The organism is Thauera butanivorans (genome assembly GCF_048398245.1).
In the GTDB taxonomy this organism is placed as follows: domain Bacteria; phylum Pseudomonadota; class Gammaproteobacteria; order Burkholderiales; family Rhodocyclaceae; genus Thauera; species Thauera butanivorans.
This window is the reverse complement of sequence record NZ_CP183038.1, coordinates 3,762,921-3,776,400: the sequence shown is the minus strand read 5'-3', so window position 1 is coordinate 3,776,400 and position 13,480 is coordinate 3,762,921. Positions and strand designations below refer to the sequence as shown.

10 protein-coding genes are annotated in these 13,480 nt (G+C 63.0%); all 10 read left to right on the top strand.

All coding sequences use genetic code 11. The features are described from left to right. Positions 1-14: 14 nt before the first annotated feature. From ACNQFN_RS18195 to ACNQFN_RS18150, 10 genes are read left to right on the top strand one after another with little or no spacing between them, the layout of a single operon-like run. Complete coding sequence (locus ACNQFN_RS18195; protein ID WP_418647189.1) at positions 15-1,943, top strand: XrtA/PEP-CTERM system amidotransferase; 1,929 nt, start codon at positions 15-17, stop codon at positions 1,941-1,943. 6 nt (positions 1,944-1,949) lie between these two features. Beyond that, the gene (locus tag ACNQFN_RS18190; protein WP_418647188.1) at positions 1,950-3,167 is read left to right on the top strand and encodes a TIGR04063 family PEP-CTERM/XrtA system glycosyltransferase; all 1,218 of its coding nucleotides are present in this window, start codon (positions 1,950-1,952) and stop codon (positions 3,165-3,167) included. Positions 3,168-3,169: 2 nt separating this feature from the next. Then, the gene (gene asnB / locus ACNQFN_RS18185) at positions 3,170-5,098 is read left to right on the top strand and encodes an asparagine synthase (glutamine-hydrolyzing) (RefSeq protein ID WP_418647187.1); all 1,929 of its coding nucleotides are present in this window, start codon (positions 3,170-3,172) and stop codon (positions 5,096-5,098) included. Continuing rightward, entirely contained in the window at positions 5,095-6,306 is a 1,212-nt protein-coding gene (locus tag ACNQFN_RS18180) for a TIGR03087 family PEP-CTERM/XrtA system glycosyltransferase (RefSeq protein ID WP_418647186.1), read from the top strand. Before asnB ends, ACNQFN_RS18180 begins: the two co-directional genes overlap by 4 nt. Next, positions 6,303-7,619, top strand: a complete 1,317-nt coding sequence (locus ACNQFN_RS18175; RefSeq protein ID WP_418647185.1) for a nucleotide sugar dehydrogenase — start codon at positions 6,303-6,305, stop codon at positions 7,617-7,619. The genes ACNQFN_RS18180 and ACNQFN_RS18175 overlap by 4 nt, the downstream gene beginning before the upstream one ends. Before the next feature lie 8 nt (positions 7,620-7,627). Further along, positions 7,628-8,647 carry a hypothetical protein gene (locus ACNQFN_RS18170; RefSeq protein WP_418647184.1) on the top strand — a complete coding sequence of 340 codons (1,020 nt, stop codon included), beginning with the start codon at positions 7,628-7,630 and terminating at the stop codon, positions 8,645-8,647. A gap of 8 nt (positions 8,648-8,655) precedes the next feature. Continuing rightward, positions 8,656-9,774, top strand: a complete 1,119-nt coding sequence (locus tag ACNQFN_RS18165) for a glycosyltransferase family 4 protein (RefSeq protein ID WP_418647183.1) — start codon at positions 8,656-8,658, stop codon at positions 9,772-9,774. Continuing rightward, complete coding sequence (locus ACNQFN_RS18160; RefSeq protein WP_418647182.1) at positions 9,771-11,159, top strand: phenylacetate--CoA ligase family protein; 1,389 nt, start codon at positions 9,771-9,773, stop codon at positions 11,157-11,159. Before ACNQFN_RS18165 ends, ACNQFN_RS18160 begins: the two co-directional genes overlap by 4 nt. A gap of 5 nt (positions 11,160-11,164) precedes the next feature. After that, complete coding sequence (locus tag ACNQFN_RS18155; protein WP_418647181.1) at positions 11,165-12,490, top strand: putative O-glycosylation ligase, exosortase A system-associated; 1,326 nt, start codon at positions 11,165-11,167, stop codon at positions 12,488-12,490. A 6-nt stretch (positions 12,491-12,496) separates the two neighbouring features. After that, complete coding sequence (locus ACNQFN_RS18150) at positions 12,497-13,462, top strand: polysaccharide deacetylase family protein (protein ID WP_418647180.1); 966 nt, start codon at positions 12,497-12,499, stop codon at positions 13,460-13,462. The last annotated feature ends 18 nt before the right edge of the window (positions 13,463-13,480 follow it).

The following is a 13,480-nucleotide window of genomic DNA, read 5'->3' as shown; positions in this document are numbered from 1 at the left end:
AAGGATGATTGAGCATGTGCGGCATTGCCGGCCTTTTTGACACGCGCGGCAAGCGCGACTTCGATCGCGAGCTGATGCGGCGTATGAACGATATTCAGCACCATCGCGGTCCGGACGAAGGGGGCTACCACTTCGAGCCCGGCGTTGCGCTGGCGCATCGCCGCCTGTCCATCATCGACCTCGCCACTGGCCAGCAGCCGCTGTTCAACCAGGACGGCTCGGTCGGCATCGTCTTCAACGGCGAGATCTACAATTTCCAGGAGCTCGTGCCCGAGCTCGAGGCGCTGGGTTACGTGTTCCGCACCCGCAGCGACACCGAGGTCATCGTCCATGCCTGGCAGGCCTGGGGCGAGGACTGCGTGCAGCGCCTGCGCGGCATGTTCGCCTTCGCGATTCACGACCGCAAGCGCGACACGCTGTTCATGGCGCGCGACCGCCTGGCGGTCAAGCCGATGTTCTACGCGCTGCTCGACGACGGCACGCTGGCCTTCGGCTCGGAGCTGAAGGTGCTGATGCAGCACCCCGGGCTCGACCGCCGCATCGACCCGCTGGCGGTGGAAGAGTATTTCGCGCTGGGCTACGTCGCCGAGCCGCGTACCATCTTCCTCGGCGCGAAAAAGCTCGGGCCGGGCGAATCGCTGTGCATCCGCCGCGGCCAGCCGGTGCCCGAGCCGAAGCAGTACTGGGATGTCCGCTTCACGCTCGACAACCCCTTGTCGCTCGACGATGCCACTGCTGAACTCACCGAGCGCCTGCGCGAATCCGTGCGCCTGCGCATGATTTCCGAAGTGCCCTTGGGCGCCTTCCTGTCGGGCGGGGTGGATTCCAGCGCCGTGGTCGCCACCATGGCGGGCCTGTCGGACGAGCCGGTCAACACCTGCTCCATCGCCTTCGACGATCCGAAGTTCAACGAGTCCGAGTTCGCGCAGATGGTCGCGGACCGCTACCGCACCAATCACTTCATCGAAACCGTCAAGTCGGATGACTTCGACCTCATCGACACGCTTGCGGCGCTGTACGACGAGCCCTATGCCGATAGCTCCGCCATTCCCACCTATCGCGTCTGCCAGCTTGCGCGCAAGAAGGTCACGGTGGCGCTGTCGGGCGACGGCGGTGACGAGAGCTTTGGCGGCTACCGCCGCTATCGCATGCACCTGATGGAAGAGCGCATGCGCTCGGCGCTGCCGCAAGGTTTGCGCCAGCCCTTGTTCGGCCTGCTCGGCCGCATGTATCCCAAGGCCGACTGGGCGCCGCGCGTGTTCCGCGCCAAGACCACCTTCCAGGCCATGGCACGCGATTCTGTCGAGGCCTATTTCCATAGTGTGTCGATTCTGCGCGGCGACATGCGCAGCAAGCTCTTCAGTGCCGATTTCCTCCGCAAGCTCGGTGGCTACGATGCGCTCGAAGTGTTTCGCCGCCACGCCGCCAAGGCCGGCACCGACGATGCGCTGGCGCTGATCCAGTACCTGGACCTCAAGACCTACCTGGTCGGCGACATCAACACCAAGGTCGACCGCGCCAGCATGGCCCACTCGCTGGAAGTGCGCGAACCGCTGATGGACCACGAATTGGTCGAATGGCTCGCCACCTTGCCATCTTCCCTGAAGATCCAGGGCAACGAAGGCAAGTACGTTTTCAAGAAGGCGATGGAGCCGTTGCTGCCCGACGACGTGCTCTACCGGCCCAAGATGGGTTTTGCCGTGCCACTCGCGCGCTGGTTCCGCGGTCCGCTCAAGCAGCGCGTGCGCGAGGCCGTGCTGGGCGACACGCTGGCGGCGACCGGCATGTTCAAGCGCGATTACCTGCAGCACCTGGTCGATGCCCACCAGTCGGGCGCGCGCGACTATAGTGCGCCGCTGTGGACGCTGCTGATGTTCGAGGCCTTCATGCGCAGAAACGAGGCTGTGTCCGCCATCTCGCCGGCATTGGCCGAAGCGGTTTGAATGACCATGCGCATCCTTCACATACTCGATCATTCCCTGCCGCTGCACAGCGGCTACACCTTCCGTACCGCGGCCATCCTGCGCGAGCAGCATGCGCTTGGCTGGGAGACGGTCCACCTGACGACGCCCAAGCAGGGCTTTTCCGACATGGAGGCGGAAGAGGCGGATGGCCTGCGCTTCCACCGCACGCCGGCGCCGCAGGACACAGGCCTGATTGCGCAGATGCGCCTCACCGCGGGGCGTATCGACCAACTCGTCGCCGAGTTCACGCCTGATCTGATTCATGCGCATTCCCCGGTACTCAATGCCTTGCCAGCAGAGTGGATCGGCCGCAGGCGCCGGATCCCCGTGGTCTACGAGATGCGCGCCTCATGGGAGGATGCCGCAGTCGATCATGGCACGACCACCGAGGGCAGCCTGCGCTATCGTGTCTCGCGTGCGCTCGAAAGCTTCGCCCTGCGTCATGCCGACCAGATCACCACGATCTGCGAAGGCCTGCGCGGCGACATCCAGGCGCGTGGCATCCCGGCCGACAGGATCACCGTGATTCCGAATGCGGTCGATGCCGACTCCTTTCAGTTCGGCGCCGAAGCCGATCCGGCCTTGCGCAGCGAACTCGGCCTCGACGGCTGCACCGTGCTCGGCTTCGCCGGCTCGTTCTATGGCTACGAGGGACTCAATCTGCTGGTGTCGGCCACGGCCAGACTGGCGGCGCGCTATCCGGACATCCGCCTGCTGATGGTCGGCGGCGGCGTGCAGGAGGACAGCCTGCGCAGCCAGGCCGCGGCGGAGGGCATCGCCGACCGCGTCATTTTCACCGGCCGGGTACCGCACAGCCGGGTGCAGAAATATTATGAACTCATCGACGTGCTCGCCTATCCGCGCCTGCCGATCCGCCTCACCGAACTCGTCACGCCGCTGAAACCGCTCGAAGCCATGGCCCAGGGGCGGATGTTCGTGGCTTCGGACGTCGGCGGCCATCGGGAGCTCATTCGGCACGGCGAGACCGGTTTCCTGTGCAAGGCCGGCAGCGTCGACGCGCTGGCCGATGCCATCGCCGATGTGCTCGAGCATCGCGAGCGCTGGCCTGCGATCCGCCGCCAGGCGCGCGATTTCGTCGAGCGCGAGCGGACCTGGGCCAATAGCGTCGGCCGCTACCGCGAAGTCTATCGGCGTGCGCTTGCCTGCCATGGCCGTGAATCCGTCCTTGTCGAGGTGCGTTGATCATGTGCGGCATCCATGGCTTGTACCGTTTCGATGGCACCCGCGTCGACCCTGCGCAGCTCAGCGCCATGGGCGATGTCACCGTCCACCGCGGCCCGGACGACGAAGGCCAGCACATCGACCCGAATGGCCGCTGCGGTATCGCGATGCGCCGGCTGTCGATCATCGACCTTGCCGGCGGCCACCAGCCGATCTCCAATGCCGACGACAGCGTATGGCTGGTATGCAACGGCGAGATCTACAACTTCCGCGAGCTGCGCGCAGAACTGCAGGCTCGCGGCTATCGTTTCAAGACCGGCTCGGACAGCGAGGTGCTGCTTCACCTCTATGACCAGATGGGCGACGATTTCGTCCACCGGCTGGACGGCATGTTCAATTTCGCCTTGTGGGATGAGCGTCGCAAGCGCCTGCTGATCGGCCGCGATCATCTCGGCGTCAAACCGCTGTACGTGCATCAGTCGGGCGCCATGCTGGGTTTCGCCACCGAGGCCAAGGCCTTGCTGCAACTGCCCGGCATGCGGGCGGAGCTCAATCGCGAAGTGCTCGGCGACTACCTGCATCTGGGCTACGTGCCGGCGCCGCAGTCGATGTTCAAGGGCATCCGCAAGCTGCCGCCGGCCACCTTGCTGGCGGTGGAGAACGGCGAGGTCAGGGAGTGGCGCTATTGGCGCCTGCCGTCGCGCATCGACCGCGCGCCGTCGGAGGCCGAGTGGGTCGAGCGCATCCGCAGCGGCATGGAAGCCGCGGTACATCGGCAGATGGTGTCGGACGTGCCGATCGGAGCTTTCCTGTCGGGCGGCGTCGATTCCAGTGCGGTGGTCGCCTACATGGCGAAGCACTCCGAGCAGCCGATCCGCACCTACGCCATCGGCTTCGAGGGCGGGGAAGCGGAGCGCCTGTACAACGAGCTGCCCTATGCGCGCCAGGTGGCCACGCTGCTGGGAACCGAGCACCACGAGATCGTCGTGCGGCCGGATGTCGTCGGCCTGCTGCCGAAGCTGCTGTGGCACATGGACGAGCCGGTGGCGGACTCGGCTTTCATCACCACCTACCTGGTGTCGGAGTTCGCCCGTCGAGACGTCAAGGTGATCCTGTCCGGCGTCGGTGGCGACGAGCTGTTCGGCGGCTATCGCCGCTATCTGGGTGACCATTACGTGCGCAAACTGCAGCGCCTGCCGCGCTGGTCGCGGCTGCTGCTGTCGCGCACCGCGGGGCTGCTGCCGAGCGATCGCCATTCGACGCTGCTCAACACCGTGCGGCTGGCGCGCGGCTTCCTGGCCTCGGCGGAACTGTCGGCCGATGATCGTTACCGGGCCTACCTGCAGGTGCTCGAGCGTGAAACAGTTGCTGCCCTGACCCGCGGTGCAGGGGGCGGCAGCGATGCGCTGGCCGCGGCCTTCGCCGCAGCGGGGCAGGACGATGCGCTCAACCGCATGTTCGCGGTGGACGCCGAGACCCAGCTTCCCGACGATCTGCTGCTGCTCACCGACAAGATGAGCATGGCGGTGTCGCTGGAATGCCGCGTGCCGCTGCTCGACCGGCAACTGGTCGAGCTGGCCGCCGCGATTCCCGAGTCCCTGAAAGTGAAGAACGGCCGCCTCAAGCATCTGATGAAGGATGCGCTGGCCGACATCCTTCCGCCCGACATCCTCGACCGCAAGAAGCGCGGCTTCGGCACGCCGATGGGCGCCTGGCTCAAGCGCGATCTCGCCCCGGTGCTGCGGCGCCTGCTTGCACGCGACGTGGTGCACGACCGCGGCCTGTTCGACGCCGACGTCGTCGCCCGCCTGGTCGCCGACCACGAGGCCGCCCGCATCGACGGCACCGATGCGTTGCTTGCCCTGATGAACCTCGAGATCTGGAGCCGGCTCTACCTCGACGGCCATTCTCCCGACGACGTCACCGCAGAGTTGAAGAGCCTCATCGCATGAAGATTCTTTACGTTTGCCACCGCTTTCCGTTCCCGCCCAAGCGCGGAGGCAAGATCCGTCCCTTCAACATGATTCGCCATCTGTCGCAAAGGCATGAGGTGAGCGTGTGCTCGCTCGCCCGCAGCGAGGCCGAAGCGCAGGAGGGCAGGGGCATCCAGCCGCATTGCGCGCGCTTCGAGATGGCGGTGGTATCCAACCCGGTCCAGACCGCGCGCATGCTTGCCCGGCTGCCGAGTCCCGTACCGTCCTCGATGGGCTATTTCTACTCGCCCGAACTCGCGCGCAAGGTCGATGCGCTGCTCGCCAGCGAACGCTTCGATCTCATCTTCGTGCATTGCTCTTCGGTGGCGCAGTATGTGGAGAAGGTGCGTGGGATTCCCAAGATCCTCGACTTCGGCGACATGGATTCGCAGAAGTGGCTGGAGTACGTCAATTACAAATCCTTTCCGCTCAGCATGGGCTACTGGCTGGAGGGCACCAAGCTCGTGCGCGAGGAAAAGCGCCTCGCCCGTCGCTTCGACCTGTGCACCGCCACCACCCGTGCCGAATGGGAGACGCTCGAGTCCTACGGTACCGGCGTGTCGTCCGACTGGTTTCCCAATGGCGTGGACGCGGACTTCTTCAAGCCCGATGGCGACGGCTACGATCCGGACACGATCAGCTTCATCGGCCGCATGGACTACTACCCCAACCAGGAAGCCATGTTCCGCTTCTGCGACGAGGTCTGGCCCTTGCTGCGAAGCCGGCGCCCCGACATGAAGCTGCTCATCGTCGGCGCCGACCCCATTCCCGCGGTGCAGAAGCTCGGCGAGCGTGCGGGCATCACTGTGACCGGTTCGGTGCCCGACGTACGTCCCTACATCCTGCGCTCGGCGGCGATGGTCGCGCCACTCAACATTGCGCGCGGCACGCAGAACAAGATCCTCGAAGCCATGGCGATGGGCGTGCCGGTCGTCTCCAGCCGTATCGCGGCGGGCGGTGTCGATGCGGTGGCGGGGGAGCATCTCCTCGTCGCCGACAGCGCACAGGAGTATGCCGAAGCCGTCGCCAGCATCATCGAACAGCCCGCCGAGCGCGACCGCCTCGCCCGAGCCGGGCGCGAACGCATGTTGTCCCACCACGCCTGGCCGCGGTCCATGGAACGGCTCGATACCATCCTCGACCGCTGTCTCGACGAATTTCAAAGCAAACACGGAGCAACGCAATGAAGATCAGTATTTTCGGCCTCGGTTACGTTGGAGCGGTGTCGCTCGCCTGCCTTGCGCGCGACGGCCACCAGGTCATCGGCGTCGATATCGACCAGAGCAAGCTCGATCTCATCAAGTCAGGCACCACGCCGGTGGTGGAAGAGGGCATGGTCGATCTCATGGCCAGCGTCGCCGCCAGTGGCCGCGTCAGCGTCACCACCGATGCCGGTCAGGCGCTGCTCGACAGCGATGTCTCGCTGATCTGCGTGGGCACGCCTTCGGCGTCCAATGGCAGCCAGGACCAGGGTGCGGTATTGCGCCTGGCGGCCGACCTCGGCAAGGCCATCGCGAAGAAGTCGACACCGCACGTGCTGGTGTTCCGCTCCACGCTCGTCCCGGGCACCGTCGAGAGCACGCTGATTCCCATTCTCGAGGCCGAATCCGGCAAGCGCGACGGCGAAGGCTTCTTCACCTGCTTCCAGCCCGAGTTCCTGCGCGAAGGCTCGTCCATCCGCGATTACGACAAGCCGCCCTTCACCGTCGTCGGCGCCAACCACGATCAGCCGGTCGAGCGCCTGCGCGAACTCTTCGGCCATCTGCCGTGCAAGTTCCTGCGCACCTCGGTGCGTGCGGCCGAGACGATGAAATATGCCTGCAACAATTTCCATGCCCTCAAGATCACCTTCGCCAACGAAACCGCGCGCCTGTGCGGGGCGCTGGGGGTGAATCCGTTCGAGGTCATGGAACTGGTCTGCCAGGATACCCAGCTCAACATTTCGCCCGCCTACCTGAAACCCGGTTTTGCCTTCGGCGGTTCGTGCCTGCCCAAGGATCTGCGCGCCACCACCTACCTGGCGAAGATGCACGATGTCGAACTGCCGATGTTGAGCGGTATCCTGCAGTCCAACCGCCAGCACATCGACCGCGCCGTCGCCAAGGTGCTCGAATCCGGCTGCCGCAAGGTCGGCATGCTCGGCCTGTCGTTCAAGACCGGCACCGACGACCTGCGCGAAAGCCCGCTGGTGACGCTGGCCGAGCAGCTCATCGGCAAGGGCGTGCAACTGGCCATCTACGACCCGGACGTGCAGCTGTCGCGCTTGCTTGGCGCGAACCGTCGTTTCATCGAGACCCAGTTGCCGCATATCGGCGACCTGCTCCAGCCTGACCTCGATGCCATCATCGCCGATGCCGAGATGCTGATCGTCGGCGTCTCCAATGCTGCGATCTTCGATGCCCTGGCGACGCACGTACGGCCCGAGCAGAAGGTGCTGGATCTGGTGAACCTGCCCAACGGCAAGGCGCTGCGCGCCGAAGTCGAAGGGCTCTGCTGGTGAGAGCTGCCGTGGAGCGGCAGAACAGCGCGGCGAGATCACGTATCTGGCTGCGCCTGTTCTGGCTGTCCGCCGTATTGACGCTGGCGGTGGGCGCCACGCTCGTGCCGCACCTGCGCGACTCCACCGAACTGGTGCGCATGCGCAACGCCTTGCTGCTGCAATCCGAGCCGGCAGTGTACGACTGGACGCCTGCAAACGTGCCGGCCGGCTTCGCCGTCGAAAGGGCAGAGCCGCTGCCGCTCTACGCCGACATCGTCACCCGCGATCAACTGAAGGTCGACGGCGACGACTGGGCCACTGCGCTCGCCATCGGCCGCCATCTGTTGCCCGATGGACGGAGGCAGGGCGGCGCGATCCAGGCCGATCTCGCCGATACCTACACGCGCATCACGCAGCAGGGCGAGGGCTACTGCGGCGACTATGCCGACAGCTTTACCGGCTTCGCCACTGCTGCCGGGGTGTTCTCGCGGCCGTGGGCGTTTTCCTTCGACGGTTTCGGCGGGCACGGCCACATCTTCAACGAGATCTGGGACAGCCAGCGGGCACGTTGGGTCATGATCGACGTGTTCAACAACTTCTACGTCATCGATGCCAGCGGCGAGCCGTTGTCGGCCATGGCTTTCCGTGCCGCGCTGGAGGCAGGTGCGGGTGACCTGCGCCTGATCCCGTTGGATCCCTTGGCCAGCCCCGGTTTCCGTGAGGAGGCGAAAGCGTTCGACTACTACCGTCGCGGTTTGCCCGAATGGTACATGTGGTGGGGCAACAACGTGTTCGAATACGACCAGGCATTGCTGGTGCAATTGCTGGGAGGTGTGCACCGGGCCCTTGAGCAGTTGGGAGGTGTGGTGTCGGGCGTTCACCCAGGCATTCGCATTCTGGCTACCGAGCAGAATGCGGTGCAGCGAGATGCGATGCAGATGCTGCGTGTCCGACTTTGGGCTGCCTCTGCTCTAGGCGCGCTGTGCTGCCTGTTCTTCGTCATCTGGCTGATTCGCAGGCGTGCACGCACTGCTGTTGATTCCAATTGAGTGTGTTGATGTCTGATTCCTCCGCACATATTGTCCAGCCCAGGGTCATGCCTGCCCTCTGCATCGTCGGGCCCTTGCCGCCACCCTCCGGTGGTATGGCCAATCAGTGCGAGCAGCTTGTCCGCCTGCTGCGCCAGGAAGGGGTTCAGGTTGAGCTTGTGCGCAACAACGCGCCCTACAAGCCCGAATGGGCAGGGCGTATTCCTGTGTTGCGTGCGCTGTTCCGTCTGCTCCCCTACCTGGCTGGGCTGTGGTCGGCTGCGGGGCGGGTGCAGGTCATGCATGTTCTTGCCAACTCCGGCTGGGCCTGGCACCTCTTCGCCGCGCCGGCGGTATGGATCGGGCGTGTCCGTGGCGTGAGCGTGATCGTCAATTACCGTGGCGGCAACGCCGACACCTTTTTTGCGGCGGCGCCACGCCACGTGCTCGCGACGCTTCGCATGGCAAGTGAGCGTGTCACGCCGTCCGGTTATCTGCAGCGTGTCTTTGCACGCCATGGCCTGGGGGCCGTGATCGTGCCGAACATCATCGATCTGTCGCGCTTCAGTCCGGCACTTGCACGTGATTTCGGCGATGCGCCGCATCTGATCGTGACCCGCAACCTCGAACAGATCTACGATATTCCGACCGCCATTCGCGCCTTTGAGCGCATCCGGAAGGTACTGCCCGGGTCACGGCTGACCGTCGCCGGAACCGGTCCCGAGCTCGGCCGCCTGCAGGCGCTGACCCGGGAGCTCGGTATCGAAGCTGCCGTGCACTTTGCTGGTCGTATCGACAATGCCGACATTCCTGCACTCTATGCGTCTGCCGACTGCATGCTCAATCCGAGCACCGTCGACAACATGCCGATTTCCATTCTCGAGGCTTTTGCCAGTGGTGTGCCGGTGATCAGTACCGATGCCGGAGGCATTCCCGACATGGTCGAGGATGGTGTTTCTGCGCGCCTCGTCCCGATCGGCGACGCCGAGCGCATGGCGGCCGAGGCTCTGCGCGTGCTTGCCGAGCCGGCATGTGCGGCTTCCATGCGCACCGCAGGCATCGAAGCGGTGGCGCGCTACGCCTGGCCCACGGTCAGGGATCAATGGCTCGATCTTTACCGGCGCATCGCCGGGCAACAGGATGCATGATGGGGCTCTACACTGCGCTTTGCGCCAATTTTCTTTTCCCGCTGCATGAGCGGCTCAAGCATCACGACTCGGTTGCGCTGCGCCGCCAACTCGAGGATAGCCAGCGGTGGCCTGCCGATCGCCTCGCGCAGTATCGTATTGAACGCTTGCGTGCCTTTCTCGGCCAGATCGGGCGGACGGTGCCCTATTACCGGGATCTGTTTGCACGTGAAGGGTTCGACCCCGGCAAAGTCGATACGCTTGCATCCCTCCAGGATTTGCCTTTTCTCACGAAATCCGTCATCCGTGCCAACGTCGAACAGCTCAAGGCGGAGGGGCACGGTCCGCTCAGCCGCTATAACACTGGTGGTTCCTCGGGCGAACCGCTGATCTTCTATATCGGTAAATCCCGCAAGAGCCACGATGTTGCTGCCAAGTGGCGGGCCACACGCTGGTGGGGGGTGGATATCGGTGATCCGGAGCTTGTAGTCTGGGGCAGCCCGGTCGAACTCGGTGCCCAGGACCGTGTCCGCCAATTGCGTGACGCACTCATGCGCAGTCACCTGCTGCCGGCTTTCGAGATGTCTCCTGCCAACCTGGATCGCTTTGTCGACACCATTCGTCGCGTGCGCCCGGCAATGCTGTTTGGCTACCCGTCCAGTCTGTCGCTGATCGCTGGCCATGCCAGGAAAAAGGGGGTCTCGATGGATGGACTCGGTATCAAGGTTGCTTTCGTCACTTCTGAACGCTTGTACGATGAACAGCGGGCGATCATTGGCGGGGTCTTCGGTTGCCCGGTCGCCAATGGCTACGGTGCGCGCGATGCGGGCTTCATCGCGCACGAGTGCCCGCATGGCAGCTTGCACATCAGTGCCGAAGACATCATCGTGGAAACTGTTGATGCCGAAGGTCGACCGACAGCGCCAGGGGTCGCGGGCGAGCTAGTGGTAACCCATATGGCGACGGCCGATTTTCCGTTCGTGCGCTACCGTACCGGTGATGTGGGCTTGCTGTCGCAAGATTTGTGCTCATGTGGGCGAACCTTGCCTGTACTGAGTGAAGTACAGGGCCGGACAACGGACTTCGTCGTTGCCCACGATGGCACGATCATGCATGGTTTGGCATTGATTTATTCGGTGCGTGATCTGCAGGGAGTCGAGTGCTTCAAGATTGTGCAGCAATCCCTTGATCGGACTGAAGTGCAGCTCGTTACAAATGCACAGTTCGACCCTGCGGACGAGCAAAAGATCGCGCGCGATTTTCGGAGCCGTCTTGGTGAGCAGGTTGAAGTGGCTGTGAGTCAAGTGAAAGAAATAATGCCCGAAAAATCGGGCAAATTTCGCTACGTCGTCAGCCACGTCAAGGTTTCGGCGACGGACTCCCCGGACAGCGCAGTAAAGGGCTGAGAAAGATGCCGATACGTGATCTCATAATCGTGGCGATAGTGGTCGTTGCTGCCGGCATGGCACTGCGTCGGCCATGGATCGGCGTGATGCTATGGACATGGCTCAGCATCATGAATCCGCATCGATACACCTGGGGATTCGCGTATTCAGCGCCCTTGGCTGCAGTGGCAGCCGGCGTGACCCTGCTGGGCCTGCTTGCCTCCAAGGAACGCCGCTCACCGTTTCTTGGTGCGCCGGTGACCTGGATGTTCGCCTTCGCCGTCTGGATGACGTTGTCCTGGCTGTTCGGCATAGATGTGGTCGGTGACTATGGACAGTGGACGAAGGTCATGAAAATCTACTTCATGACCTTCGTTGCGCTGATGCTGCTGCATAACAAGTACCACATCATGGCGTTTGCCTGGGTTTCCACGGCGTCGGTGATACTCCTCGCGGTCAAGGGGGGTGTCTACACCATTATGTCGGGCGGTGCTCATAGGGTGTGGGGGCCGCCCGGCAGTTTCATCGCGGACAACAACGAATTTGCCCTTGCCGTGATTATTGCGATTCCGCTGCTGCATTTCCTGCAACTTCAGGTTACGCGCTCCTGGATCCGGCAGGCCATGACGGTGGCGATCTTGCTGTCTGTTGCTTCAGCGCTTGGAAGCCATTCGCGCGGTGCGCTTCTTGCGTTGGGTGCGATGGGCGCGATTTTCTGGTGGCGAAGCTCCAAGAAAGGAGCAATTGCCGTGCTGGCTGTCTTCGTGGTGCTCATCCTGCTGCCGATGATGCCCGAGCATTGGTGGGAGCGCATGGGGACGATCAAGAGCTACGAAGAAGACACCTCCGCGATGGGGAGAATCAATGCGTGGTGGGTTGCGTGGGACGTTGCCAAGGACAGGTTTTTCGGTGCCGGGATGTCTTACCAGCACAATGAGCTTTTCATGTTGTACGGCCGCTACGAGAGCTTCGCTCGCGCAGCGCACAGCATCTATTTCCAGATTCTGGGCAATCACGGCTTCGTAGGTCTGTTTCTGTATCTTATGGTATGGGTTTCCACCTTCCGAATGGCGGGATGGCTGCGCAAGCATGGTGGAAAGCTTCCTGAAACCCGCTGGGTGGTGATGCTGGGCGCCATGGCGCAGGTGAGTCTCGTCGGTTATGCCGTAGGTGGAGCGTTTTTGTCGCTCGCTTACTTCGACCTGCCATATAACATCATGGTGATGGTTGTGCTGGCAAAGAATTGGGTGGAGCGGCGCGCCTGGGAGAAGGAGCCTACAGTCCCCTTTATGGAATATGCAGGCCTGCGCCGTCCCAAGCCGGAGCAGACTGCGTTGCCCCGGACCAACTGAAATTCTATGAATCTGATCAGACCCCTGCTAGCAGTTGCCTCTCCATCCGGATCGTCGGCCAGGTTGTCGGTGCTCATCTTTCATCGCGTCCTGCCTGTTCCAGATCCCGTTTTCCCCGGTGAGTTCGATGCTGTGCGGTTTGACCAGATGCTGACCTGGCTACGATCGGCATTCAACGTGTTGCCATTGGATGAGGCGATTGCGCGCGCGCGTACGGGATCCCTGCCAGCGCGCGCAGCTGCAATCACGTTTGACGATGGTTATGCTGACAACTGCGAGATTGCCTTGCCGTTGCTCAAGAAACATGGCGTTTCCGCGACTTTTTTCGTTGCAACCGACTTCATCGACGGGGGCCGCATGTGGAATGATTCCGTGATTGCGGCTATCCGCAACTGCCCATCTCCGGTACTGGATCTGTCCGAGCTTGGTCTGGGGCAATGGGCAGTAGCAACGAATTCTGAAAAACGTCAGACGATTGCCGGCCTGCTGGGAAAGCTGAAGTATCTACCACATACCGAACGGCTGGCTACAGTCGAGGCGCTCGCCGCGATATCGGGAAGCGAGCTGCCTGATGATCTCATGATGACCGGAGCTCAAGTGCGAGAGTTGAGATCTAACGGCATGGTGATCGGTGCCCACACATGCTCGCACCCGATCCTGTCGTCTCTCGACGTCGAGCACGCACGCACGGAGATCAATGAAGGTAAGCGCTGCCTCGAAAGCCTGCTGGGCGAACCAGTGAGTCTTTTTGCGTATCCAAACGGTAAACCGGGCAAGGATTACCGTGCGGAACATGTCGAAATCGTTCGTGAGGCAGGCTTCGATGCCGCGGTGTCCACGGCTTGGGGAGTTCTGGACAAGGCTGTCGATTTTTTCCAGATTCCCCGTTTCACGCCATGGGATCGAACGGAAATGCGATTTGGGTACAGAATGCTCCGTAATCTATTCGGCGCTCCGGCCGAGCGTGTGTGACTCGAATCCGTATCGTCG